The organism is Rhizorhabdus sp., assembly GCF_018006725.1.
Classification (GTDB): Bacteria; Pseudomonadota; Alphaproteobacteria; order Sphingomonadales; family Sphingomonadaceae; genus Rhizorhabdus.
The window spans coordinates 19194-43610 of sequence record NZ_JAGMXV010000004.1; the positions used below are offsets into that span (position 1 = coordinate 19194).

Consider the following 24417-nt stretch of genomic DNA (forward strand, 5'->3'; position numbering starts at 1 on the left):
GCAGGATGCAACTGAGCCGCGACGAGCTTCTCGGCGCCTATCGGCGCATGGCGACGATCCGCCAGTTCGAGGAAAGGCTGCATGACGAGATCATGACCGGCGAGATCGCCGGCTTCACCCATCTCTATGCGGGGCAGGAAGCGGTCGCGGTCGGCGTCTGCGACCATCTGAGCGTCGACGACATGATCGTCTCCACCCATCGCGGCCATGGCCATTGCATCGCCAAGGGCTGCGATGTGCCAGGCATGATGCAGGAAATCTTCGGCAAGGCCGGCGGCCTTTGCAAGGGCCGCGGCGGATCGATGCACATCGCCGACCTCTCGGTCGGCATGCTCGGTGCGAACGGGATCGTCGGCGGTGGCGCACCGCAGGCGGTGGGCGCGGCGCTCGCCGCCAAGCTCGACGGCAAGGGGCGCGTGGCGATCGCCTTTTCGGGCGACGGTGCCTGCAACCAGGGCACGACCTTCGAAGCGATGAACATGGCGGTGGTGACCAAGGCCCCGGCGATCTTCGTGTTCGAGAACAACCATTATTCCGAGCACACCGGCGACGCCTATGCGGTCGGCACCGCCAAGGACATCGCCAGCCGGGCCGAAGCCTTTGGCATGCGTGCGTGGCGCGCCAATGGCTGCGACTATTTCGACACCTATGAGACGATGCGCGAGCTGCTCGACTATGTTCGTGCCGGCAACGGACCGGCGGCGATCGAGCTCGATACCGAGCGCTTCTACGGCCATTTCGAGGGCGATCCCCAGCGCTATCGCGGCAAGGGCGAGGTCGACCGGCTGCGCGAGGAGCGCGACTGCCTCAAGGCCTTCCGCGCCCGCGTCGGCGAAGCGAAGCTGCTCGATGCGGCCGAGCTCGACGCGATCGACGCAGAGGTGGCGGCGCTGATCGACGCTTCGGTGACCGCGGCACGCGCGGCGCCTGCGCCCGATCCGGCGACCGTCGCCGAAGACGTCTATGTCGATTATTTCTGAGAAGGGCCGCTGACATGGCGATCATGACCATCCGCGATGCCATCGTGCAGACCCTGCATGCGGAGATGGAGCGCGACCCGAACATCATGCTGCTGGGCGAAGACGTCGTCGGCGGCAACGGGACCGCAGGCGGGCCCGAGGCGATCGGCGGTATCTGGGGCACGTCGGGCGGGCTCTATGCCAAATTCGGGCCTGACCGCGTGATCGACACGCCGATTTCGGAAAGCGCCATCGTCGGCGCGGCGGCCGGTGCCGCGCTTGCGGGCAAGCGCCCGGTGGCCGAGCTGATGTTCGCCGATTTCGTGGGCGTCAGCCTCGACCAGATCTGGAACCAGATCGCCAAATTCCGCTACATGTTCGGCGGCAAGACCAAATGCCCGGCGGTCATCCGCCTGATCTACGGCGCCGGCATGAACACCGCTGCCCAGCACAGCCAGTCGGTCTATGCGATGCTGACGGCGATGCCGGGTCTCAAGGTCGTGCTGCCTACGACGCCGGCCGATGCCAAGGGCCTGCTGACCGAGGCGCTGCGCGGCGACGACCCGGTCATGTTCTTCGAACATAAGGCGATGTACGGCGTGAAGGGAGAGGTGCCCGAGGGCGACCATCGCCAGCGCTTCGGCGAGGCGCGCATCGTCCGCGAGGGCGGCGATGCGACGATCGTCGCCTGCGGTCGCATGGTGCCCTTCTCGGAAAAGGCCTGCGACAAGCTTGCCGCCGACGGTATCGGCTGTGACCTGATCGACCTGCGCACGACCAGCCCGCTCGACGAGGAGGCGATCCTGGATTCGGTCGAGGCGACCGGCCGTCTGGTCGTCGTCGACGAGAGCCCGCCGCGCTGCAGCCTGGCCGCCGATATCTGCGCGCTGGTCGCGACCAAAAGCTTCACCAGCCTGAAGGCGCCGCCCGAGCTGGTAACCGGTCCGCACAGCCCGATCCCCTTTGCGCGCGAGCTCGAGCGCGCCTGGGTGCCGTCTCCCCAGAAGATCGAGGCTGCGGTCCGCCGCGTCCTCGCGCGCTGAGGAGCGACGCCATGGCCAAGCTCAAGCCCTTCACCATGCCCAAATGGGGCATCGAGATGAGCGAAGGCACGCTTGCCGAATGGCAGGTCGCCGAGAACCAGCCCTTCGCCAAGGGCACGGTGCTGACCCTCATCGAGACCGACAAGATCACCAATGAGGTCGAGGCCGAGGCCGATGGGCGCTTCGTCCGCCTGATCGCCGAGCCGGGCCAGACCTATCCGGTCGGCGCCCTGCTCGCGGTGCTTTCGGATGGGGGCGAGGCGACGGCTGCCGAGATCGATGCGGTCGTCGCGTCCTTCAAGGCGGTCGATGCCGGCTTCGCACCCGATGGCGACGAGGCGCCTGCGCCTGCCGCTCCGGTTGCCGCAGCGGCAGCGGTTCAGGTCGCCATCCCCGATGGCGTGGCTATCAGCCCCGTTGCGCGTGACAAGGCGCTGGCGGCAGGTCTCGACGTTGCAACGCTATCGGGTTCCGGCCGTGGCGGCCGGATCACCGCGCAGGATGTCGACGAGGCACTCCGCCCCGCCGCTCCGCCCGCGCTGGTCGGGGTCCTTCCGCCGACGCCGCCTTCGCCGGTCTTCGCCACTCCGATGGCTCGCCGGGTCGCGGCGATCCATGCGGTCGATCTCGCCAAGGTTGCCGGCTCCGGTCCGCGTGGCCGGGTGCGCAAGGCGGATGTGCTGGCTGCTATTCCGGCTCCTGCTCCCGTTGCACAGGCCGCGCCTGCCGCGCCTGCCGTCGCTGCATCGTCAGCAGTCCCCGGCTCGGTCGACATCATGCCGATGTCCTCGATGCGGCGGACGATCGCTCGGCGCCTGACCGAGGCGAAGCAGCAGATCCCGCATTTCTATGTCCGTCGCCGTGTCCGCGCCGATCGCCTGCTTGCTCTGCGGGCGGCGGTCCAGGGGCAGCGGCCCAGCGTCAACGACTATCTGATCCGTGCCTGTGCGCTCGCTCTCATGGAAGTGCCGCAGGTCAACATCCAGGTCCACGGCCAGGACATCCATCGCTTCGGTTCGGCCGATATCGCGGTGGCCGTCGCGACCGAGCGCGGGCTCGTCACGCCTATCGTCCAGAGTGCCGACGAACTGTCGGTCGCGCAGATTTCGGAGCGCATGGCCGGCCTTGCCCAGCGCGCGCGCAGCGGCAAGCTCAAGGCCGAGGAGTTCAGCGGGGGTAGCTTCTCGCTGTCCAATCTCGGCGGCTTTGGGGTCGAGCAGTTCGATGCCATCATCAACCCGCCGCAGGGGGCGATCCTCGCGGTCGGTACGGCCCGGCCCGAGCCGATCGACGATGACGGGGCGATCCGCATCGTGCCGGTGCTGCACCTGTCGCTGTCCTGCGACCATCGGGCGATCGACGGGGCCGATGGCGGCCGTTTCATGGCCGCGCTCGCGCAACTGATCGAGAACCCCGCTCTCCTCTGAACAGGAGAGCCGGGACGTCCGGACCACCCCTTATCAGGCCCGGCCGCCCCGGCTTCCAAGCCGCGCGGGACGGCGGCTAGCTCTTGGGACTTTCGTGGCGGGCGGTCGTCACAGGCCGCCCTTGCCGAATACCAGGTCATCGGCTCCACGCTGTCCACGCGGTTCGAGCGTGGCGAACATGCCCTGGGTCAGGATCTCGCCCGATGGCTTGTTGTCGTTCCAGTCCATCACGACCTGGCGGTGGAAGATCCGCCATTCGCCGTCGCGCCGCTCGAAGCGGTCGAGATAGCGGCCACCGAAATAGAAATGATGGTGATCGGCATCGAGGCCATGGCCTTCGAACATCGCCATGTAGCGCGATCCGAAAATCTCGTCGGCCTTGTCGGCGCGGACCTTGTGATAGGCGAAGAGGTAGGTTTCGGTGAAGGCGCTGTCGCCGTCGATCTCCATGTGCACGTTCATCAGCCCGTGCATCGTGACCTCGAACCAGTTCTGGATCTCGCGGACGATGAACTCGGCGAACTCGGCGGCATTGCCGTTGAACACGCCGTGATTGTCGATCCCGTCGGGCCAGTAGACCGTCTTCATCGCCTCGACGTCGCAGCGGTCGAGCGCGCGCGAATAGCGGGTTAGGACCGCATAGATGTCGCGGCGCGCGATCAGGTCGTCAAGATCGGCCGCGCTCGGCATCAGCTCAGCGACCGATAAAAGGCGATCTTCATCTCGCCTTCGACGCAGTCGAGGATCGGCGGCACCAGCCGGTCGTGGAAGTCGATCTGCATGTGGTGGTCGAAGGCTGCATCGTCGCGGAAGGTGGCCACGACCTGGAACAGGTCGGGGTCCTCCTCCGACTGGAACAGCTCATAGACCAGCGCGTCGGGCTCCTTCTCGAACACCAGGCTCTTGAGCTCGCACTGGAGCGCGATCAGATCGGGACCGCGGCCAGGCTTGGCGCGCAGCTCGGCGATGAAGCTCTTTCCGCTCATGCGGCCTCTCCCAATCCCAATTCCTCGATCAGCTGCGTGCGCAGCTTGAACTTCTGGATCTTCGACGTCGACATCGGCCATTCGTCGATGAAGCGAATGTGGCGGGGGATCTTGAACCCGGCCAGCTTGCCGCGGCAATGGGCGATCAGCTCGGCCTCGGACGTCTGGCCGCCATCGACCAGTTCGATGAAGGCGGCGGGGACCTCGACATAGCGCGCGTCGGGCAGGCCGACGACCTGCGCCAGCCTCACCGCCGGATGCGACTGGAGCATCGCCTCGATCTCGGCCGCGGCGACATTCTCGCCGCCGACCTTGAGCATGTCCTTGGTGCGGCCGTGGAACATGATGTGGCCGCTCTCGTCGAACGAACCGATGTCGCCGGTGAAGAACCAGCCGTCGCGGATGACCTCGGCGGTTTTCTCAGGTGCCTTGTAATAGCCCTTGAGCATGTTCGGACCGCGCGCGACGATCTCGCCGCGCTCGCCGAGCGCACAATCCTCGCCCGTCTCGGGATCGACGATCCGGACTTCCCATTCGTCGAGCGGGACGCCCAGGCGCCCGGTCCGCAGTTCGAACGGATCGTCGATGCGGCTCGTGCAGATCGTGCCCGCGCCCTCGGTCAGGCCATAGGTGCCGACCTGGATGGTGTGCGGCATCGCCTTGGTCATCGCCTCCTTGATCCAGGCGGGCTGGACGGCGAAGTTCGAGTTCATCAGGCGGAGCTTCGACAGGTCGGTCGTCGCGAAGGTAGGATGGGTGATCAGGTCCTGCATGATCGTGACGAAGCTGGGATAGGCCACCGTCGCTCCCTCGCGCCCAAGCATCGCCAATGCAGTTTCCGCGTCGAAATGCGGCACGGTCAGATAGGCACCACCCGCGTCGATCACCATAGTCAGCGGCAATATGCCGGCGATGTGGAAGATCGGCAGGGGCGACCAGACCTTGTCTTCGGACGTGATGCGATAGCGCTTGCCGAGATTACGGCTGTTGCCGACGATCGCGCGGTGGCTGATCAGTGCGCCCTTGGGATTGGCGGTGGTGCCCGAAGTGTAGAGGACCAGCGCGATCTGTTCCGGGTCGACCGCATCGATGCGCGAGTCGACTGCCGCATCGTCGATCGCTTCGCCTGCAGCAAGCGCTTCGTCGGCGGATATCATGAAGGACTGGCACGGGGGATCGAGGCATATGATCGAACGCAGGAGCGGCGCGTCGTCCAGGGCCAATGCCCTCGGATCGGCGTCGCATAGTGCCGGGAAGGCCGTCTTTAGCCGTTCCGAGAAGTTGAGTTGATCCGTGACCGCGCCGGTGGTGACGAGCGCGACGAGGTCCGCGTCGCGAACCAGGAAAGCGAGCTCATGCGCCTGGTAGCGCGCATTGACCGGAACTGCCACGGCGCCGATCATCGTCGCGCCGAACATGACCTCGACGAACTCGGGACGAGTGGTCAGCAGGATGCCGACGTTCTGGCCGGGCTCGACGCCCATTGCCAGCAGCGCCTTGGCCCAGCGGCGGGCCGAGGCGTAAAGATCGGCATGGGTCAGCCTTCGGCCCGGAAAGACCAATGCGTCCGAAGCACCGTGCGCCGCTGCGCTCGCCCGAAGCATCCTGCCATAGCTGTAGACGGCGTCGCTCATCGGGCAGGGTCCAGATCATAGAGCATTTCGCGCTCGTAGCTGCCGTCCATGCAGCCGATCATCTGTTCGATCAGCGGCTTGCCATGGCCCGTCTCCATGTGCGCCTTGTCGGCGGCTTCGTCGATGAAGGACTCGTACACCGCGAACATGCCGGGCTCGCCGAGCCGGAAGAATTTGAATGCAAGCGTACCGGGCTCCCGGTCGACGAGCGATTCCATTTGCTTGGCAAGCGAAACGAATTGATCTTCGCGATCCGGTTTGATCCGGAAACGCGACAAGAAGCTGTAAGCCATCGGCGACCCTCTCCCGCCATGAGGCGCGCTAGCGCCGTGTGACACGCATAGAAAACAATCATGCATGCTTTTTCAAGGGGGCATTTTCAGCGGCATGCATTTTTGTTGCGTCGCGGCAAACCCCGATATCCCCGCATCCTGCGGCAAAAATAAAACATACATGACTGATTGCTTTTTTGTTTCGTCGCGCTAATCTCAGCCCCGTTCTGAACGCTCCCGGCCAGCAAGAGTCGGGTTCAGGAGAGGAGGTTTGGGGTGATCAAGCATCGTTGGTATGGTGGTTCTGCATGCGCGGCTCTGATGGCTGCGCTCATCGCGGGGCCCGCACTCGCACAGTCGGCGGCGGAAGCGCCGCAGACGGCTGACGTCGTCGATCAGGGCGGTCTTCAGGAAATCGTCGTCACGGCCACGCGCCGCAGCACCAATCTTCAGTCGACCGCGATCGCCATTTCGGCGGTCGACGAATCGCTGATCCGGCAGTCGAGCCCGCGCAATATCGGCGATCTCGCGGCCTTCGTCCCGAACTTCTCGGCGGCGACCATCACGGGCTTCAACGCGGCGTCCTTCTCGATCCGCGGCGTCGGCCAGAACAACATCATCGTCTATTTCGAGCCGCCGGTGGCCGTGCTGGTCGACGACTTCGTCGTGCCCTCGGTCCAGACCCAGCTGCTCGACACGTTCGACGTGGCGCAGGTCGAAGTGCTGCGCGGTCCGCAGGGAACGCTGTTCGGCAAGAACACGACCGGCGGCGCCGTTGTCGTCAAGACCAAGAACCCGAACTGGGCGTGACCAGCGTCGAAGGCCGCCTCCAGGCCGGCTCCTTCGGCACGGTCATTCCGCAGGCCGCCGTCAACGTCGGCTTTGGCGAGACGCTCGCCTTCCGCGGCGTCATCGGCTACACCAAGTCCGACGGCTATTATAAGGCGGGTGGCTGCTATGGCCCGATCACGCCCTTCGCCACCGGCGAGATCGCGACGAAGTTCGCTGGCCGCAGCGGCTGCGGCGATGGTCGCGCGCTCGGCGGCCAGGAAGTGTGGAACGGCCGCGCCAAGCTGCTGTGGGAGCCGGGCGATTCGTTCAGCGCACTGCTGCAGTACGAAATGCTGCGCGATCGTTCGGACAGCGTGCCGGCGGTCAACTTCACCCCGGCATCCAACGCCTTCCTGTTCCACTCGCTGGGCCTCGGTTCGACCCCGAACCGCAACAGCGATCCGCTCGACAACGCCGCGATCAGCAACCGTCAGGGCGGTCTGGTCAAGATGCGGAACGGGCAGATCGTCAACGTTGACGGCGTCTACCTTAACATGGACTACAAGACCGACATCGGTACCCTGACCTCGGTCAGCGGTTATCGTTCGCAGCGGTCGCGCCTGCCCAACACCTATATGGGCACCGCGCCGGTCGCCGCCGACGGCACGATCCTGTCGCTGTTCGACGCGCAGCGCGACGACAATCGCAATACCTATCAGCAGGAGCTGCGCTTCGCCTCGTCCTTCGATGGTCCGTTCAACTTCGTCGCGGGCGGCTTCTACCAGAAGGACAACACCACCTTCTGCGTCGCCCAGCTGCTCGGCTTCCTCGATCTCGGAAGCGGCGGTCTGCCCTTCGGCAACTGGAACGACAATCCGTACATCCTCTGCAACGCGCAGCGTTCGCGGTCGAAGGCAGCCTTCTTCGAGGGCACGTTCAAGATCACGCCGACGCTGACCCTGACCGGTGGCGCACGCTATACCTGGGAAAAGAAGACCTGGTTCGGTCGCCAGCAGGTGTTCGCGCAGCAGCTCACCGGCGGCTTCGATCCGTCGATCGCGCTCAACGGCGCGCTCGATGCCAATGTCTTCGACTATCCGGCCGGCGTCATCCAGGTCCGCGACAGCGTCAAGGAGCCGACCTGGCGCATCAGCCTCGGCTGGCAGGCTACCCGCGACATCTTCGCCTATGCGACTTACTCGCGCGGCTTCAAGGCGGGCGGATTCAACGACCAGATCGGCAGCTTCCATCCGTTCGTGAACGCCGATGGCAGCGACAACAACGCCGCTTTCGCAGCCGCCGCCTCGGCGACCAAGCCCGAGAAGGCCGACAGTTACGAAGCGGGCGTCAAGACCGAGCTGTTCGATCGCAAGCTGCGCTTCAACCTGACCGGCTTCTACGTCGAATATAACGACCTGCAGAAGCAGATCGTGGTGCCGCTCGCCGTTGGCGGGCAGCAATTCCAGGTCACCCGCTTCTTCAACGCCGCCAAGGCGACTGTGAAGGGCCTCGAACTGGAAACCACGCTGATCCCGACCAGGGGCCTGACGCTGCGCGGCCTGCTCGGCTATCAGGACGGCAAGTACGACAATTACACCACGCCGATCCCCGCCGGCTACGACCTCGCCACCGCGCCGCTCGACCGCCTGCCCAAGTGGCAGTGGACGCTCGACGCAACCTATGAGGTGCCGGTCGGCGACTATAAGCTGCAGTTCAACGGCAGTGCCAATTATGTCAGCCGCAACCTGTTCACCCAGTCGATCACCAGCCCGGCGGAAAACACCTTCCTCAACGCCCGGACCCTGCTGAACGCCTCGGTGACCTTGGCCGAAGCCGACAACAAATATTATCTGCGTCTGATCGGTCGCAACCTGTCCGACAAGCGCTACATCACTGCCGCTCAGGTGGTGGGTGGCCTGTGGTCGAACGGCCAGTACGGCGCACCGCGCTATTATGGCCTGGAGCTGGGCTTCAAGCTCGGCAACTGATCCTTGAAAAAGGGCGCCCGCGCGATGGTTGGTCCATCGCGCGGGCGCTTTTTTTTGTTTGTGGTGATCAGGCGGCGGCGGACGTCGGCAGGCACACCGTGTCGAGGCCGAGGGCATGGGTGAAGCGGCCCATTGCCATCCACCTGCCGATCGCCAGCGTCAGATCGGCGATCTCGGCATCATCGAATGCCGCGCGCATCTTCGCCCAGAACTCTTCGTCATAGCCAAGCTCGTTCGGCGAAAAGGCCATGCGCTCGGCCAGGTCGACTGCCAGCCGCTCGCGGTCGTTCAGCAGCGGGCTCGTCTGCCACTCGTCGATCGCCGCGTAGAACGCTTCGTCCGGCCGCTCGCCGCCGCGCGCGACGAGCGAGGTCGTGCGATCTCCGCCCACCGCATCGAGATAGCCATCCAGGTGATCGGCTGCGCGGAAGCCCTTGCAGACGAGGCAGCCATTGATCTGGGCGATCCGATAGCGAGCGGCTTCGGCCAGCCGCAGCGGCAGGCGCACCGACTGATAGACCGATTTCACGAATTCGCCTGCTGCGCGGCCGATCACCGGCGAGTGGCGCGTCAGGGCGTAGCCGAGCGGATCGGCCATCGCATGATCGGGAATATGGATGTTCGGCATCTGTCTCTCTCCTTCTCGTGGTTGTAGCTTCCGATGATGGTCAGCGTGGCACGGGCCTTCAGAGTTCGACCGTGGGCGTCTTTCCGTCCCAGTCGCGCGCGGCGGCGCGGATCGCCCCGAAATAGTCATGCATCTCGGGCTTGGCTTCGATGATCTCGACCATCGTGCCCGGCCACAGCGCGTCGGTGTCGAGATAGGCGAAGCGCGAGATCGGCAGCACGCCCTCCATCGCGACGGTGATCCCCGCTGCGCGGGCGGCGGCGACCTGCGCGTCATAATCGTCGGCGAAAGTGCCGAGATGGTGCACGCCGGCCCGGCCCGCCGCGAGGAATTCGCGATAGGGGGAGGGGGCGCTGCCCGGCTGGATCAGCTCGATCATGCTGTCGCCGCTATAGGCGATGGCGACCGCCGCGAAGATGTCCTCGTCGGCCGGAACGCGCTTGCCGCGCACCTCCAGCCATTCGGCCGCGAGTGGCACCGGAAAGCGGACGAAGGGGCCGACGCCCAGCGTTCCGGTCCAGTGCGCGATCGCCGCTTCCACATCCTCCACCACATAGGCGATCTGAAAGACCGGCCCGAACAGTCGACTCATCGCATCTCTCCCTAAGGGTCAGTCGCTTTGCCCTTGCAAAACAATCATGCATGTTTTTTTATGGCTGTCGAATCCGGTTTGACCCGGGCGCCAAGGAGAGAGGGCGATGAACTACGACTTCCGCTTGTGGAACATCCATGTGGGCGCACCGCACCCGTTTTATGAACATCGCTACATCGACAACGGCACGGCGCGTCCGTCGCCCGCGCGCTATCATGATGCGGCATTTGCCGAAGAGGAGTGGGAAAAGGTCTTCGCCAAGAGCTGGCTGATCGCCTGCCCGCTGTCCGACATTCCCGAGGAGGGCGACTTCGCCCGCTTCGACATCGGTCGCGAGAGCTTCATCATCGTGCGCGGCGAGAATGATCAGGTTCACGCGCATTACAATGTCTGTCCGCATCGCGGCAGCCAGCTGGTGCTCGACGACCTCGGCAGCCTGTCGCGCTTCACCTGCCCGTTCCACAGCTGGCAGTTCGACCTCGACGGCACCAACATCGCAGTGACCGATCCCGAGACCTTCCGCCCCGAGGTGCTGTGCCACGACCATAATCTGTCGTCGGTGCGCTGCGAGGTGGCGATCGGCCTCGTCTTCATCTCGATGGATCCCGACATCCAGCCGCTGAAGGAATGGCTCGCGCCGATCCTGCCGCAGCTCGACCTCTACGAGATCGACAAGATGCATGTGATCCAGCACCGCCGGTCCGACTGGGGCGCCAACTGGAAGGGCGGCGTCGACGCCTTTGCCGAGATCTACCATCTCCATGCGGTTCATCCGCAGACCCAGTGCCTGATGGACGATCGCACCCAGATCGACCTCTATCCGGGCGGCCTCAGCCGGCAGTTCGTCCCCTTCGCGCAGCCGAGCCCGCGCTTCGCCGATCAGGAGAGCGTGAATCCGGGCATCGCGCTGATGCTGCGCGACGCGGGCATCGATCCGGCCGATTACAAGGGCACCGCGAAGGAAACGCGCGCCGCCGTCCAGGCCGCCAAGCGCAAGCGCGCCGCCGATTTCGGGCTCGATTATGACCGCTTCAGCGATTCCCAGCTGAGCGACTCCACCGTCTACAGCCTGTTCCCCAATGCGCAGATCGGCTGCCATCCGGAGGCGGTGTTCGTCCACCGCTTCCTGCCGCATGCGACCGATCCCAACCAGTTCACCTATGACACGATGATCCTCTACCGCCACGTCGACGCGCCGGGCTACGCGCCCCCGGCCTGGATGGGACTGAGTGAGGAGATCGACACCACCGGTGCCACCCGGCCCGACATCGTCCACACCGGCCTCGGCGAACCGCCGGGGCTGGGCGAGGTGCTCGACCAGGATTCGGACCTGTTGCCGATCGTGCAGAAGGGCGCGCGCTCGCGCGGTTTCCGCGGGCCGCTGTGGAGCGAGCAGGAAGGGCGGCTGCGGCACTTCCATGCCGAACTCGACCGCCGCATGAGCGCGGGCGACCCGGCATGAACTATGACAGCAGGGCGTGGGCGGTCCATCGCGGATCGACCCATGCGTTCGACCGCCCCGCCCCGCATGTCGACAATGGCGCGCTCCGGCCCGACCCCGAACGCTATGTCTCGCGCGCCTTCGCTGCCGAGGAGTGGGAGAAGGTCTTCACCCAGGCCTGGCTGCTCGCCGGCCCGTCCAGCGACGTCCGCGAAGCCGGCGACTGGATGAAGTACGACATCGGCCCGGAAAGCTTCATCGTCGTGCGGAAGCCCGACGGTGGGCTGGCCGCGCATTACAATGTCTGCCCCCATCGCGGCAGCCAGCTCGTCCAGGGCGATGTCGGCTGCCAGGACGATTTCACCTGCCCCTTCCACAGCTGGAAGTTCGGGCTCGACGGCCGCAATCTGGCTGTCACCGACCCGGAAACGTTCCGGCCGGAAGTGCTGTGCCACGGCACCGACCTGTCCTCGCTGCACGTCGCCGAGGCGGCGGGGCTGGTGTTCGTCTCGATGGCCGAGGCGCCGCCGCCGCTCGCCGATTATCTCGGCCCGATCCTGCCGATGCTGGAGACCTACCGGATCGACGAGATGCATGTCGTCCAGCACCGCCGCTCGGACTGGGCAGCGAACTGGAAGGGCGGGATCGACGCCTTCTACGAAAGCTACCATCTCCACGCGATCCACCCGCAGACGATGGGCATCCTCGACGATCGCACCCATATCGATCTCTTTCCGGGCGGGATGAGCCGGCAGTTCGTGCCCTTCGGCCAGCCCAATTCGCATTTCCCGGACCAGGAGGGGATCAACCCCGGCATCGCCGCGATGCTCAGCGACGCGGGGATCGAGCCCGACAGCTTCGAGGGTTCGGCGCGCGACAGTCGCTCCGCCATCGCCGCCGCCAAGCGCGAGCGCGCCACGCGGCTGGGGCTCGACTATGACCGCTTCAGCGACGCACAGCTGACCGACAGCACCATCTTCGGCATCTTCCCCAACGCCCAGATCGGCTGCCACCCGGAAGCCGTCTTCCTCCACCGCTTCAAGCCGGACGCCGACGACCACGAGCGCTTCACCTATGAAACGGTGATCCTGTACCGGCATGTCGACGTGCCCGGCTATGGCGCGCCCTTGTGGATGGGGCTCGGCTCCGACGTCGATCTGACCGGCGCCACCCGCCCCGACGTGGTCCACACCGCCCTCGGCGAACCGCCCGGCATGGGCGAGGTGCTCGACCAGGACTCCGACCTCCTCCCGATCGTCCAGAAGGGCGCTCGCTCGCGTGGCTTCCGGGGACCGCTCTGGGGCGAGCAGGAAGCGCGGCTGCGGCACTTCCATGTCGAGCTGGATCGCTGGATGGGGCGGTAGGGGGATGGGGGGGTAGCGGACCGCGTAGGGATCATCGTGCGGCTGGCTGAATCCGCGCTAAATCGGAAGTCGAAGATAGTTGGTTGGAGTGCGCCGTAATCCGGAGCAATCCAACGATTTTGGACGAGCCGCCACGAACTAGATCGGCCTACTTTAAGGATGCACACGCAACCCGTCGGCGTCGACGACGCAGAAGTTCTATGCTATGCCGCCCTCAGCGTTCGGGACGGCAGCTCGGTTCGCCGGTAGGCAAAGTGGCCCGCGCGATAGCGGGGGCTGAAGCCGGTTCGGCCGTTTAACATGGGGTGCGCGCAAGCGCTGGCATCATGTATTCTTGCCCCCGCGCCTTCCGTTTTGACTCGTGCTCGAATTGGTCAATTCGGTGACACTGTCAATTCGCTAACACTGCAATTAATTGCGCGCCCTCGGCTGGCGGTTGATAATTGAGTGGAGTGTCACCGTAATCCCGAGGACCGCTCTGGGGCGAGCAGGAAGCCCGGCTGCGGCACTTCCATGTCGAGCTGGATCGCTGGATGGGGCGGTAGCGGGGGGGGGGGGCGAGGCTTGTCCCTTTTCGAGGTGTGTGACTTTTGAGTGATTGTATCTCGTCGATGACGCAGCGTCGCTCGTGACGTGCGTAATTCATATCCAATATGGAACAGTCGAATAAAACGGGCTGTTGTGTGGAACTCAGTCCGAATAAGCTACTCTTACGCTGATATGTGTGGGAGGTGCCGTTGGCTGAGCTGCAGGGACTTCGCTTCAAATCTGGCGAAGACGCTCCATCCTTAAACTTCAAAACTTTAGATGATTTGCTCGGCTGGATTGCATCCGAACGAAGCGCCTGGAAGTGGATCATGAGCGGTCGAGGCGAAACCGACCGTATAGGTAATCTGCTGGCTCAGACATTCTCTCAATTGGAGACCGATATCAGGCAGTCGAAAGCACGTGGAGAGAGTGTTGAACACGTTGGCCACCTAGTATTTTCGCGATACCGCCCCATTGGCCCGTTGATAGATTCAGAGAGTCTAATTGCCGATAGGCTTCGTCAAATATCCAGATCGCTTGGTGTGGCAGGCGCCCGTGCAGCGTACGGAATATATGTAAAGCAGATCACGCTTTCTGATGTGAGAGATATTGAAGGATTTCGAGGCGTTCTGATGTTGGCAAGCGATAGCTTCGATCGTGCTCAAGAAGTTGGAGAGCGGCTGAAGCTGGAAAGGCAGAATTTTCGGAGGGCTATCTCCACAATTGAAAATCAAGCGGAATCTGATCGGAAAGCGGCCATTGCTTCCTGGTCTGACGAAAGCGCCCGCATAAGGAGCCTGACGGCTAAGCTAATTGTGCGAGGGCGGTCGAATCTTCGCCAGCAACGAGAATACATATCGAACCAATCTTTGGAAGCTATAGAAAATATCCGGGAAACAGAAAGAGCTTTTATAGAGCAGATGCGCCTTCAGGCACCGGTAGAATATTGGAGAAATAAAGCAAAAAGCCACCAAGAAAACAAAGACGTAATGAAGAAGTGGCTAACTTTATTTTTCCCAACGTCAGCTTTTCTAATAATATTAATGTATAGCATATTATCGATTTTTCTTGTCTTAAGCGAGAAAGGAGGTTCAAAGATACCGAGTAGCGCATATTTCATAATGTCGGCGGGTTTGGTGTCTGTAAGCGCAATTATATTTTGGGTAGGAAGGTTGCTGACGAAAATATATATAAGTGAAAATCATTTGCGCTACGATGCTGAAGAGCGTGCGACTATGACGACAACCTATTTGGCTTTGACTAGAGAATCCGCTGCAAATGATCTCGACAGGCAAATCATTTTGTCAGCTTTGTTCCGAAGCGGATCAGACGGGCTGGTGAAGGACGATGGTTCAGCTGAAGTTCTTTCGCCAGCCGCGCTTATCGCGAGATTAGGTGGCACAAAATCTTAGGAAACTCTCACCTACCTCAACAGAGGTCTGTGTTTGAACAAAGCTGGTAGAAGGGATCAGTACGTTGGAACTCTCTTGTTTCCAGTGACACTCCACTTAATTGCCCTGCATCGGCTCACCCCCGCTTCCCCAACGCCTCCAGCGCTGCGCCGTCGACGCGCCAGGGCTCCCAATCCTGCATGTGGCGCGCGCCCAGCTTGCGGTAGAGGCCTTTCGCCAGTTCGTTCCAGTCGAGCACCGACCAGTCGATCCGGGCGCAGTCGTTCTCTCGGGCCGCTTCGCCCAGCGCTTCGAACAGCTTGCGCGCGATGCCGCCGCCGCGCGCCTGCGGGTCGACGTAAAGGTCTTCGAGATAGATGCCGTGGCGGCCGGTCCAGGTCGAGAAGTTGAAGAACCAGACGGCGATGCCGACGACGATGCCGTCGCGTTCGGCGACATGGGCGAAGACGCGGGGATTCTCGCCGAACAGCTTGTCGGCCAGCCCCTCCGGGGTCGCCTCGACCGCGTCGGGTTCCTTTTCGTAGGTGGCGAGATCGCGGATCAGGCGGAGGATGTCGTGCTCGTCGCCGGGCCGGGCGCGGCGGATGGTCAAGGTCGTGGTGGCGGTCATGGGATGACGTCCCTTTCGAGATTGGGCGCGCGGGCGGCGATCATGCAGCCGGCGACAATCAGGGCAGCGCCGGCCAATGTCGGCAGGCCCACCTTCTCGTCGAAGAATATGAAGCCCCACAAAGTCGCCCAGATGAAGGCGGTGAACTCGACCGGCGCCAGATAGCTGGCCTCGGCGCGGGCATAGGCCCAGCCGAGCAGTCCCAGCGACAGGGTCGCCAGCAGCGCGGCGAGCAGCAGCATCGGCCAATGCTCGACCGGCGGCAGCTCCGCCAGCCAGGGCATGGCGACCGCGAGGCTGAGCGCCACGATCACGCTCTGGAAGAAGGCGACCTCATAGGGATCGGCGACCTGCGCCTGCCGCCGCATCAGGATGATGTTGTAGGCGTAGCAGACCGCCGACAGCATCACCGCGATCGCGCCGAGAAAGGCCTCCGGCCCCATCTTCGCGCTGCTCTGCCCCCACAGGATGACGAGCACCCCGCAAAAGCCCAGCAGCGAGCCGAGCAGCGCGCCGCGCTTCATCTTCTCCTTCAGCAGCAGCACGGCGAGGCCCTGCGCGATCAAGGGGGCGATGAAGGTCAGTGCGACGGCCTGCGCCATCGGTGTGCGGGCGAGGCCCCAGAAGAACAGCACTGCCATGACGGCGGACACGACTCCGCGCTCGATATGCAGCCGCATCGCGTGGCGCGAGGGGCGGGCGGGGCGCGACCAGAGCCACGGGATGCCGCTGAAGCCTATCCCTGCGAAACTGCGCCACAGCAAAGTGTTGTAGGTGCCGAGGATCAGCGTCAGCGCCTTCACCACGGCATCCATGGCGGAGAAGACGGCGATGCCGAGGCAGCCGACGCCGAAGGCCACCACCACCGGATATTGCTTCATCTGCGCCTTCGTTCCTCACGCTGCCCCGACCGGTCGGCCGTGCAGTCCCCCATCGTCAACCGTGCATTGCCGGCGTCATTCGGCGGCTTCGGCCTGCGCGGCTTCGGCGGCCTCGATCTCGGCAGCCCTGGCCTCGACCAGGCGGACGATGTGCTCGACCATGTCGGCATCCTGCACCGTATGGTCGGTGACACCCGACAGATAGACCATATGCTTGCCGGCACCGCCCCCGGTCAGGCCGATGTCGGTCTCGCGCGCCTCGCCGGGGCCGTTCACCACGCAGCCGAGCACCGACAGTGAAAGCGGCACGCGGATATGCTGGAGCCGCTCCTCCAGCGTCTGGACGGTGCGGATCACGTCGAAGCCCTGCCGCGCGCAGCTGGGGCAGGAGACGACGCGGACGCCGCGGTTGCGGATGCCCAGCGCCTTGAGGATCTCGAAGCCGACGCGGACCTCTTCCTCGGGCTCGGCCGACAGCGAGACGCGGATCGTGTCGCCGATCCCGGCCCAGAGCAGATTGCCGATGCCGATCGCCGATTTGACGGTGCCGCCGATCAGGCCGCCCGCTTCGGTGATGCCCAGGTGGAGCGGGCAGTCGACCGCCTCGGCCAGGCCCATATAGGCGGACACCGCCAGGAAGACGTCGGACGCCTTCACCGCCACCTTATATTCGTGGAAATCGTGGTCCTGCAGCAGCTTGATATGGTCGAGCGCGCTTTCGACCAGCGCCTCGGGGCAGGGCTCGCCATATTTTTCGAGCAGATCCTTTTCGAGGCTGCCGGCGTTCACGCCGATGCGGATCGAGCAGCCATTGGCCTTGGCGGCGCGGACGACCTCGGCGACGCGGTCGGCCGAGCCGATATTGCCGGGGTTGATGCGCAGGCAGGCGGCGCCGGCGTCGGCGGCTTCCAGCGCGCGCTTATAGTGGAAATGGATGTCGGCGACGATCGGCACCTTCGCCGCGCGGACGATCTCGCGCAGAGCGGCGGTCGAGGGCTCGTCGGGGCAGGAGACGCGGATGATGTCGGCGCCCGCATCCTCGCAGCGGCGGATCTGGTCGATCGTGGCGCGCGCATCCTCGGTCGGCGTGTTGGTCATGGTCTGCACGGTCACGGGGGCGTCGCCGCCGACCGGAACCTTGCCGACCATGATCTGCCGCGACTTGCGCCGCTCGATGTTACGCCAGGGACGAAGGGACATGGGATTCCGCTCTTTGAAAATCGATGCCGCCCGTATAGGCTCAAACGCCTGATGAGAACAGCCGTCATGCCGGTTCGCCCCGGCTTTTCCGGAGGAGCGCCACGTGCGGTTTCGCCGGGGTCCCGCAGCGCGCGGGAAGAGGGCGTTCGCTTGCCATGCCGGGCGGCCGCCGCGCGCGGAGCCCCGATAATCCGGATGATCCCGTGTCCCAAGATCGCACCATCTCTTCCTATTGGAGCGCCCCTGTCGAAGGTTGGACGCTCGTCATCCATGGCGGCGCGGGCCAGCTCCGCCAGCTGAACCTCAGCAAGGAGCAGGAGGACCATGCCCGCGTCGTTCTCGTCGCCGCGCTCGATTCCGGCGCGAAGATCCTCGCCGCGGGCGGCAGCGCCGTCGACGCGGTCGAGGCGGCGGTGCGCGTGCTGGAGGATGATCCCTATTTCAACGCGGGCCGGGGCGCCGTCTTCAGCGCCGACGGCATCAACGAGCTCGATGCCGCGATCATGGACGGAGCGACGCGCGATGCCGGCGCGGTCAGCGCGGTCACAAAGGCGCGCAACCCGGTGACTCTCGCCCGTGCGGTGATGGAGCAGAGCCCGCACGTCATGCTCACCGCCGGTGGTGCCGACCGCTTCGGCGCCGAACATGGCATCGAACAGGTCGCCCCCGCCTGGTTCCACACCGACGAGCGCTGGCGCCAATATGAGGAGCTGCGCAAGGGCGGTACCTTCGACGCCGACCTCAAATATGGCACCGTCGGCGCGGTCGCGCGCGACGCGCAGGGCCATGTCGCTGCGGCGACCTCGACCGGCGGGCTGACCGGCAAGCGCTGGAACCGTATCGGCGATTCGCCGGTGATCGGCGCCGGCACCTGGGCCGAGGATGCGGGGGCGGCGACCTCCTGCACCGGATCGGGGGAACATTTCATCCGGGTCGGCGCGGCGCACGAACTGTCGGCGCGTGTCCGACTTGGTGGCGCGGGCCTCGACGAGGCGGCGGGCGCGGTGATCGGCGAGATCGGTGCCTTCGGCGGGGTCGGCGGGCTGATCAGCGTCGACGCGCAGGGACGCGGTGGCTGGTGCTTCAACAGCCAGGGCATGTATCGCGGCATGGCGCGAGGGGGCGAGCCGCACCGCGTCGAGCTCTACGGCATCGGCGAATGATTCGGCTCCTGCTGATGCTGGCGGCGCTGCTCGGTACCGCGACCCCGGCGCATGCCTGGTGGGAATATGGGCATGAGACCGTCGCCACCATCGCCATGGCCTCGGTCAAGCCGCAGACCCGCGCGCGGATCGGGCGGCTGCTGGCGCGCAGCGACCTGCTCGAGACGCCGACCTGTCCCGCGCGCACGATCGAGCAGGCCTCGGTCTGGGCCGACTGCGTCAAGACCCTCAAGGACCGCTACAGCTACGCCTATAACTGGCATTACCAGAATATCGACGTCTGCCGGCCGTTCGACCTCAAGGCGAACTGCCCCGACGGCAATTGTGTCGCGCGGCAGATCGAACGCGACGTGCGCCTGCTCGCCGACCGCAGCCAGCCGGTCCGCGTGCGGGTCGAGGCGCTGGTCTTCTTGGTCCATTTCATGGGCGACCTGCATCAGCCGCTGCACGCGGGCGACCGGCACGATCGCGGGGGCAACGATATGAAGGCCGATTATGGCTTCCGTCCGAACAGCAATTTGCACAGCATCTGGGACGGGCTGCTTGCGGATCGCGCCATCTCGACCCCGCCGGGTGGGCCGATGGGGATTCTCTCGACGGTTCCGGTTGCCGAGCGTTCGGCCGAAGCCGCCGGTACGGTCGAAGAGTGGAGCCGCGAGAGCTGGCAGATCGCGCATCACGCCTATGCGGCGCTGCTCGGCGACGCCTGCGCGACGGTGCCCGCGACGCGACCGGTGCTCGACAATGACAGGATCGTAGCCCTGATCCCGGTGTTGCGGCATCAGGTCGCGCGCGGCGGCCTGCGCCTCGCGCGCCTGCTCGACGAAACTCTCGGCTGAGCCTTCAGGCGGATCCGCCCGGCGTCATTCGTGCGGGCGCATACCCCAGTTGAGCTTTTCGACCACCTCGCCCAGCGGCTCGGTGACGGTCACGCTGCGCCCTTCGCCGAAGCGGATGCGCGTGCCCTCGGTGACTTGCGAGATGAAGGTGACCTGCGAGGCGTTGACGGCGGTTTCGACGCGGTCGGCGCCGACGAACATGACGAGCATGAATCCTCTCCATCGTTATGGGAATGGGAGGATAGAGCGGGATCGTCCGCCGTCAAAGCGCTTTGCGTGAGCCGATTATTTTAGCGCGGTCTTGCACTTGCGGGTCTGGTGGACGCCGCGCAGGAAGCCGCGCCGCGCCAGACCCGCGTCGATCGCGCGCTCCAGCCGCCGCTGCGCAGGCGCCGCGCCGGTGACTTCGCGGACGAGGCCACGGAACGGGATGATCGAGTTGACGATCGTCTTGCCGCCGGCCTCGGCCAGCTTGCCCGCGCGATTCTCCTTGGGCTTGTCTCCGGCCTTGAAGTCGGGGCCGAGCTCTTCGGTGAGCTGTGCGAATGCCCTGGAAATGTCGCGGCAGGTCTTGATGCCGGTCAGGCTGTAGGGTGCCTCGGCGGCCGTCTGCAACGCAGGCGGGATGTTGGTCTTGGCGACGCCGACGTCACGCGCCGGTTGCGACGCGATCCGGCCCGCGCCGCGGCCGACGTCCTCGACGCGGTTCGGCTGCTTCTCGGCTTCGTTCTGCTCCTGCCGCGCGCCCGCCATCGCCGGCAGCGCGAGCAACGCGATAAGGGTAGCGCCCGTCAGAATCCTGTTCATGCCCCTGGTCCCATGACATGCCGCCGCGTGGCAGCGATATTGCATTTCCGAGACTGACGTAATGGGTCGCCGGGCAATTGGTTCCGCCCGCGCATCATTTGCCGGCGAAAGGCGATTAGCGCGCCCTTAACCGGGTCGCTGAAGCCTTTGTTCGCCGGTGCCGGCCGATGACGGCTGCGAACCGGAGCATCGTCATGGACAGTTTCAACATCGCGCGATCGGGCATGCAGTTCGGGCAGGCGATCGTCACCGCCGCCGCCTCGAACGTCGCCAATGCGCGCACGCTCGGCACGCTGCCCAGCAATACGCCCGCAACCGCTGCCGCCACCGCTGCAGCGGTGCCCGCCGTCTATCAGCCGATCCGTGCGGTCGGCCGGACCCAGCCGGGCGGCGGCGTGGCGGTGCGCTTCGAGGAAGAGCCCGGCTACCGCGCCGGCTATGACCCCCAAAACCCGCTCGCCGATGCTGATGGCATGGTTGCAGCACCTGCGGTCGATCTGGCCGAGGAAAGCATCGACCGCATGATCGGCGTCCAGCTCTACACCGCCAGCGCTGCCGCGCTTCGGACTGCCGGCAAGATGGCCGACGCGACGCTCGACCTGCTCGCCTGAGCGATCAGGCGGCGATCGCCCGCCCGCCGTACCAGCCACCGCGCATCGTCACCTGCGGGATGCAGTAGCGAAACAGGCGCGGGCCGGAGCAGCTGCGGAAGAAGGCGACGCTATGCTCGTTCAACTCGATCCGTTCGTCTGCCGACAGAGGGATCGTCTCGCCGTTCAGTTCGCGCACCAACAGCGCATCCTCGTCCATACGCCCATGCAGCGCCCGCAATTCGCGCACGTCCACGACCCGCTGGTCCGTGGCGCGCAGGCATCCGTCGATGTCGATGATGTAGCGACCGATGGGCTGATGTTCGAAGCCGATGCTCATGTCCTTCGTCCTTTCCAGTTCGACGAGGACCGGTGTAGGACATAGGGGTGACAGAAATGGTCATCCTTCTGGGAGGGGGTTCAGGATGCGGAAGCCCGGCTTGTGTAGGAAATTGTCGCTCGGTTCGTCCTGTCTTCGGAACTCCGTGATTTCGGACGCGTTACAGAACTCCGATTGACGGCCGCTTTTTCATGACCAGAACTCTCTCTGCCACCGCAAGCCCACCCCCTGCGTCGGGCGAACGCATCGCCATTATCGGGGCGGGGGCGACCGGCACCTATACGCTCGAAGCGCTTACCCGCACAGGCGCAGCGCGCGAGATTGTCGTTTTCGAGAGCGGCGACACCTGCGGGCCGGGGCTGGCCTATTCGGAACAGCTGAACGACCCGCATGCATTGTCCAACATCGCAGGGATCGAGATCCCGCCGGTGGTCGAGCCGCTTAACGTCTGGGCGGTGCGCCAGCCGCGTGGCAGGCTCGACGCCTGGGGCATCGGGGACGATGCCGGCAATGACCGCGCCTTCTTTTCCCGGGTGGTGCTGGGCGCGTGGCTGGCCGACCAGTTCACTCTCGTTGTCGAACGCAGCCCGATACCGGTTTCGGTCCATCGCCAGGCAGATGTGATCGATGTCGTGGCCCTGCCCCATGGCTGCAGGGTCAACTGGCGGGACGGCGCTGGTTCGGCTTTCCAGGACGCGTTCGATCGGGTCATCGTCGCATCGGGCTATGGTCCGATCACGCCGAAGGGCAATGGGGCCGGGGAGAGCGCTGGAAAGGCTGCGGTGCATATCGGCGTGCTGGGCTCATCGCTGTCGGCTATCGATGCGGTTGTGGGCATCGCGATGAAGCGCGGGGACTTTGTCGAGCGCGACGGACGGCTGGTCTATGTAGCCGAGACCCCCTGGCGGGCGACGCTGTTCAGCCGGCACGGTCTGTTGCCAGAGGCTGATTTCTGGTTTCCGCATCCGCTGCCCGAGCTGGAGCATTTTACGCCGGAAAGCGCCGCCGCAAGCGTGCGCGGCGAGGATGGCGATCTGGATCGGTTGTTCGTCCTGTTCGCGCGCGCGCTCGCAGCCGCGGATCCGGACTGGGCGAAGACCATCGGCCTTGCCGATGCGACCGCCGATGACTTCGCCGAGCGCTATTTCGCTGAGCGGCAGGCGCGCGGCCCGTGGGCGCATGCGCGGACCAATCTGGCCGATGTGAAGGCCTGGCATGCCAATCACCGGACTCCGGCGTGGCGGATTGCCATCCTCAAGGCGCATGAAGTCTTTGCGGAGGTGATACCCGCGCTATCGCCAGCCGATCTCGCCCGCCTTCACGCCGGCCTCAAGCGCGTGTTCACCGACAATTACGCGGCGGTTCCCCATCTTTCGATCGAGCGCATGCTGGCCCTGCACGATGCGCAGGCCGTGGATCTGGTGGCTCTGGGCAAGGATTACGAGATCTCGCCCGGCTCGGGCCTGAGTTGGCTGGTGCGCTCGCCCGACTGGACCGGGCGGGTAGACGAACTGATCGATGCACGCGGCTCGCAGGCGGCGGCGCTCAACCACTTCCCCTTTCCCACCTTGCGCCTGCAGCTCTGCGCCAGCGCGCTCGCCGAGGGAGAGGATTGGAAAAGCGGCTTGAACCCCGCCGAGGATCTTACGTGCGGCACCGATGGCGATGTCGCCCTCAAGCGCGTGCACCTGTGCGCGCTGCCCTTCCTGTTGCGCAATCGGCCGTTCGTGCAGGGGTTGGTCGAATGCGCGGCAATGGCGCGGGCCATGGCCGAGTCCATCCGCGCAGAGCCATCAGAGGCCAGTGCGTCGATTTCGACCATGGACCTGCTGGAGATGCTCGACCAGCCGTCCATTTCGCTGGCGGACGGCGCCGTCCTGCCCATCGCCGCCAGCGACGAACAGCTTGAGACGGCGACGGGTTAAGGCAGCGCCTTGAAGTCGGTCCGCCGAAACGGATGGACCATGTCCGCCAGCGCCGGTGGCGCGAGCACCTCGACGGCATCGCCCCAGCTGTAGAGGTGCCAGGCCATCTCCAGATGCCCTGATGCGGCGAAGCGGACGATCAGGGAGCCATCGGGCAGCGCCTCGCTCGTCTGGCGCGGGTGGAAGAGGAAGCGCCGCGCGCGGTCGGCGGCGTGGGGCGCGAACTTCCAGACGACCTCGCCATATTCGGCGTCGTTGTGGAAGGAGCCGAAGGCGCGCTCGGCATAGTCGGCGAGGTGGAAGTCCTCGGGATAATCGAAGCTGCTGTCGAGCGGGGCGGCCTCGCCGATATCCTCGACGCGGTAATGGCGCAGCCGCCCGTCGTCGCGCGCCAGGTCCATGCCGACCAGATAGCGCCGCGCGCCCAGCAGCAGGCCATAGGGCGCGATCGTCCGGACGCTCGGCGCATTCTCGGCGCGGCTCTGGTAGGTGATGCGCAGGTGGAACGGGCCTTTGAGAGCATGCGAAATGGCGGCGTCGACCTCCGCGTCGAGCGTGGGGCGGGGGCCGGGGCGGGCGGCATAGCCCATCGCTTCCAGCAGCGCCTCCTCGTCGACCGCCAGGCGGCTGCCCTTGTCGGGCGGCAGCAGCGCGCGGACCTTCTGACCGAGCGCGCGCAGCCGTCCGGCCTCGGCGGTCATCCCGGCGCGATCGAGTTCGCCGACCGCCGCGCTCATGGCCGCCAGTTCGTCGGCCGTGGGGGACAGGAGGGGGGCGATCGCCCGCGCCGGGAGGCGCCAATAATGGCGGCCATCCTCGCCGATGTGGCGCTCGGCGGCGGGAAAGGCCTCTTCGAGCGCGGCCATCATTCGCTGTGCGGTGCGGCGGACGCAGGCGAACTCGGCCTCGACCTCGCTCAGCGAGACGCCGCGCCGGCCGCTGCACATCATCGCGAGCCGGAGCAGGTCGACCGCCTTGGTGAAGGACATGGCCTCGCTCCGTTAGCCGGCGGTGGGC

General features: G+C 65.2%; 25 protein-coding genes. 12 read left to right on the forward strand and 13 right to left on the reverse strand.

Translation table 11 applies throughout. The features are described from left to right. Positions 1–5: 5 nt before the first annotated feature. The 3 genes from KAY22_RS01350 to KAY22_RS01360 are packed head-to-tail and all read left to right on the forward strand — an operon-like array spanning position 6 to position 3429. Positions 6–980, forward strand: coding sequence for a thiamine pyrophosphate-dependent dehydrogenase E1 component subunit alpha (locus KAY22_RS01350; RefSeq protein WP_296619169.1), 975 nt, complete (start codon positions 6–8; stop codon positions 978–980). Between the two features lie 14 nt (positions 981–994). Then, positions 995–2002 carry an alpha-ketoacid dehydrogenase subunit beta gene (locus KAY22_RS01355; RefSeq protein WP_296619174.1) on the forward strand — a complete coding sequence of 336 codons (1008 nt, stop codon included), beginning with the start codon at positions 995–997 and terminating at the stop codon, positions 2000–2002. An 11-nt stretch (positions 2003–2013) separates the two neighbouring features. Then, positions 2014–3429, forward strand: coding sequence for a 2-oxo acid dehydrogenase subunit E2 (locus tag KAY22_RS01360; protein WP_296619178.1), 1416 nt, complete (start codon positions 2014–2016; stop codon positions 3427–3429). 108 nt (positions 3430–3537) lie between these two features. Here the strand turns inward: KAY22_RS01360 and KAY22_RS01365 are convergent, their stop codons facing one another. The 4 genes from KAY22_RS01365 to KAY22_RS01380 are packed head-to-tail and all read right to left on the reverse strand — an operon-like array spanning position 3538 to position 6342. Continuing rightward, positions 3538–4119: a nuclear transport factor 2 family protein gene (locus tag KAY22_RS01365; RefSeq protein ID WP_296619181.1), complete on the reverse strand. Its 582-nt coding sequence runs from the start codon at positions 4117–4119 to the stop codon at positions 3538–3540. Then, entirely contained in the window at positions 4119–4415 is a 297-nt protein-coding gene (locus tag KAY22_RS01370; RefSeq protein ID WP_296619184.1) for an antibiotic biosynthesis monooxygenase family protein, read from the reverse strand. Before KAY22_RS01370 ends, KAY22_RS01365 begins: the two co-directional genes overlap by 1 nt. Continuing rightward, positions 4412–6049 (reverse strand): AMP-binding protein, encoded by a 1638-nt coding sequence (locus tag KAY22_RS01375; protein ID WP_296619186.1) that lies wholly within the window; start codon positions 6047–6049, stop codon positions 4412–4414. Before KAY22_RS01375 ends, KAY22_RS01370 begins: the two co-directional genes overlap by 4 nt. Then, positions 6046–6342 carry an antibiotic biosynthesis monooxygenase family protein gene (locus KAY22_RS01380; protein WP_296619188.1) on the reverse strand — a complete coding sequence of 99 codons (297 nt, stop codon included), beginning with the start codon at positions 6340–6342 and terminating at the stop codon, positions 6046–6048. The genes KAY22_RS01375 and KAY22_RS01380 overlap by 4 nt, the downstream gene beginning before the upstream one ends. Positions 6343–6597: 255 nt before the next feature. Here KAY22_RS01380 and KAY22_RS01385 point away from each other — a divergent pair, with 255 nt between their 5' ends. Together KAY22_RS01385 and KAY22_RS01390 are read left to right on the forward strand one after the other, a co-directional pair. Then, positions 6598–7131 (forward strand): Plug domain-containing protein, encoded by a 534-nt coding sequence (locus KAY22_RS01385; RefSeq protein WP_296619190.1) that lies wholly within the window; start codon positions 6598–6600, stop codon positions 7129–7131. Further along, positions 7128–9080, forward strand: a complete 1953-nt coding sequence (locus KAY22_RS01390) for a TonB-dependent receptor (RefSeq protein ID WP_296619192.1) — start codon at positions 7128–7130, stop codon at positions 9078–9080. Before KAY22_RS01385 ends, KAY22_RS01390 begins: the two co-directional genes overlap by 4 nt. A gap of 67 nt (positions 9081–9147) precedes the next feature. Here KAY22_RS01390 and KAY22_RS01395 read toward each other — a convergent pair whose 3' ends face one another. Together KAY22_RS01395 and KAY22_RS01400 are read right to left on the reverse strand one after the other, a co-directional pair. Beyond that, positions 9148–9708, reverse strand: coding sequence for a carboxymuconolactone decarboxylase family protein (locus tag KAY22_RS01395; protein ID WP_296619195.1), 561 nt, complete (start codon positions 9706–9708; stop codon positions 9148–9150). Between the two features lie 58 nt (positions 9709–9766). Continuing rightward, on the reverse strand, positions 9767–10300 hold the full coding sequence (locus KAY22_RS01400) for a VOC family protein (RefSeq protein ID WP_296619196.1): 534 nt from the start codon (positions 10298–10300) through the stop codon (positions 9767–9769). Positions 10301–10406: 106 nt separating this feature from the next. Here KAY22_RS01400 and KAY22_RS01405 point away from each other — a divergent pair, with 106 nt between their 5' ends. The 3 genes from KAY22_RS01405 to KAY22_RS01415 all read left to right on the forward strand — a co-directional run bounded on the left by KAY22_RS01405 (position 10407) and on the right by KAY22_RS01415 (position 15045). After that, the gene (locus tag KAY22_RS01405) at positions 10407–11762 is read left to right on the forward strand and encodes an aromatic ring-hydroxylating dioxygenase subunit alpha (RefSeq protein ID WP_296619198.1); all 1356 of its coding nucleotides are present in this window, start codon (positions 10407–10409) and stop codon (positions 11760–11762) included. After that, entirely contained in the window at positions 11759–13105 is a 1347-nt protein-coding gene (locus KAY22_RS01410; protein ID WP_296619200.1) for an aromatic ring-hydroxylating dioxygenase subunit alpha, read from the forward strand. Before KAY22_RS01405 ends, KAY22_RS01410 begins: the two co-directional genes overlap by 4 nt. 737 nt (positions 13106–13842) lie before the next feature. Continuing rightward, positions 13843–15045: a DUF6161 domain-containing protein gene (locus KAY22_RS01415; protein ID WP_296619201.1), complete on the forward strand. Its 1203-nt coding sequence runs from the start codon at positions 13843–13845 to the stop codon at positions 15043–15045. 115 nt (positions 15046–15160) lie between these two features. On the opposite strand, the gene KAY22_RS01420 is transcribed toward KAY22_RS01415, so the two are convergent. The 3 genes from KAY22_RS01420 to ispG form a co-directional block, all read right to left on the reverse strand. Beyond that, positions 15161–15655: a GNAT family N-acetyltransferase gene (locus KAY22_RS01420; RefSeq protein WP_296619204.1), complete on the reverse strand. Its 495-nt coding sequence runs from the start codon at positions 15653–15655 to the stop codon at positions 15161–15163. After that, on the reverse strand, positions 15652–16536 hold the full coding sequence (locus tag KAY22_RS01425; protein WP_296619205.1) for a DMT family transporter: 885 nt from the start codon (positions 16534–16536) through the stop codon (positions 15652–15654). The genes KAY22_RS01420 and KAY22_RS01425 overlap by 4 nt, the downstream gene beginning before the upstream one ends. A 75-nt stretch (positions 16537–16611) precedes the next feature. After that, positions 16612–17736 (reverse strand): flavodoxin-dependent (E)-4-hydroxy-3-methylbut-2-enyl-diphosphate synthase, encoded by a 1125-nt coding sequence (gene ispG, locus KAY22_RS01430; RefSeq protein ID WP_296619207.1) that lies wholly within the window; start codon positions 17734–17736, stop codon positions 16612–16614. Positions 17737–17939: 203 nt separating this feature from the next. On the opposite strand from ispG, the gene KAY22_RS01435 reads away from it, so the two are divergent. Next, on the forward strand, positions 17940–18899 hold the full coding sequence (locus KAY22_RS01435) for an isoaspartyl peptidase/L-asparaginase family protein (RefSeq protein WP_296619210.1): 960 nt from the start codon (positions 17940–17942) through the stop codon (positions 18897–18899). Then, positions 18896–19738 carry a S1/P1 nuclease gene (locus KAY22_RS01440; protein ID WP_296619213.1) on the forward strand — a complete coding sequence of 281 codons (843 nt, stop codon included), beginning with the start codon at positions 18896–18898 and terminating at the stop codon, positions 19736–19738. The genes KAY22_RS01435 and KAY22_RS01440 overlap by 4 nt, the downstream gene beginning before the upstream one ends. A gap of 24 nt (positions 19739–19762) precedes the next feature. On the opposite strand, the gene KAY22_RS01445 is transcribed toward KAY22_RS01440, so the two are convergent. Both KAY22_RS01445 and KAY22_RS01450 read right to left on the reverse strand, forming a co-directional pair. Then, entirely contained in the window at positions 19763–19948 is a 186-nt protein-coding gene (locus tag KAY22_RS01445) for a hypothetical protein (RefSeq protein WP_296619216.1), read from the reverse strand. A gap of 75 nt (positions 19949–20023) precedes the next feature. Continuing rightward, positions 20024–20545 (reverse strand): hypothetical protein, encoded by a 522-nt coding sequence (locus KAY22_RS01450; RefSeq protein ID WP_366514053.1) that lies wholly within the window; start codon positions 20543–20545, stop codon positions 20024–20026. Between the two features lie 194 nt (positions 20546–20739). Here KAY22_RS01450 and KAY22_RS01455 point away from each other — a divergent pair, with 194 nt between their 5' ends. Continuing rightward, positions 20740–21156 (forward strand): hypothetical protein, encoded by a 417-nt coding sequence (locus tag KAY22_RS01455; protein WP_296619219.1) that lies wholly within the window; start codon positions 20740–20742, stop codon positions 21154–21156. Positions 21157–21160: 4 nt separating this feature from the next. Here KAY22_RS01455 and KAY22_RS01460 read toward each other — a convergent pair whose 3' ends face one another. Beyond that, the gene (locus tag KAY22_RS01460) at positions 21161–21475 is read right to left on the reverse strand and encodes a hypothetical protein (protein WP_296619221.1); all 315 of its coding nucleotides are present in this window, start codon (positions 21473–21475) and stop codon (positions 21161–21163) included. A 191-nt stretch (positions 21476–21666) separates the two neighbouring features. Between KAY22_RS01460 and KAY22_RS01465 the strand changes: the two genes are divergently transcribed. Next, complete coding sequence (locus KAY22_RS01465; protein ID WP_296619223.1) at positions 21667–23400, forward strand: FAD/NAD(P)-binding protein; 1734 nt, start codon at positions 21667–21669, stop codon at positions 23398–23400. Here the strand turns inward: KAY22_RS01465 and KAY22_RS01470 are convergent. Further along, on the reverse strand, positions 23397–24389 hold the full coding sequence (locus KAY22_RS01470; protein WP_296619225.1) for a WYL domain-containing protein: 993 nt from the start codon (positions 24387–24389) through the stop codon (positions 23397–23399). The two genes, KAY22_RS01465 and KAY22_RS01470, sit on opposite strands and share 4 nt — an antisense overlap. Positions 24390–24417 lie beyond the last annotated feature (28 nt).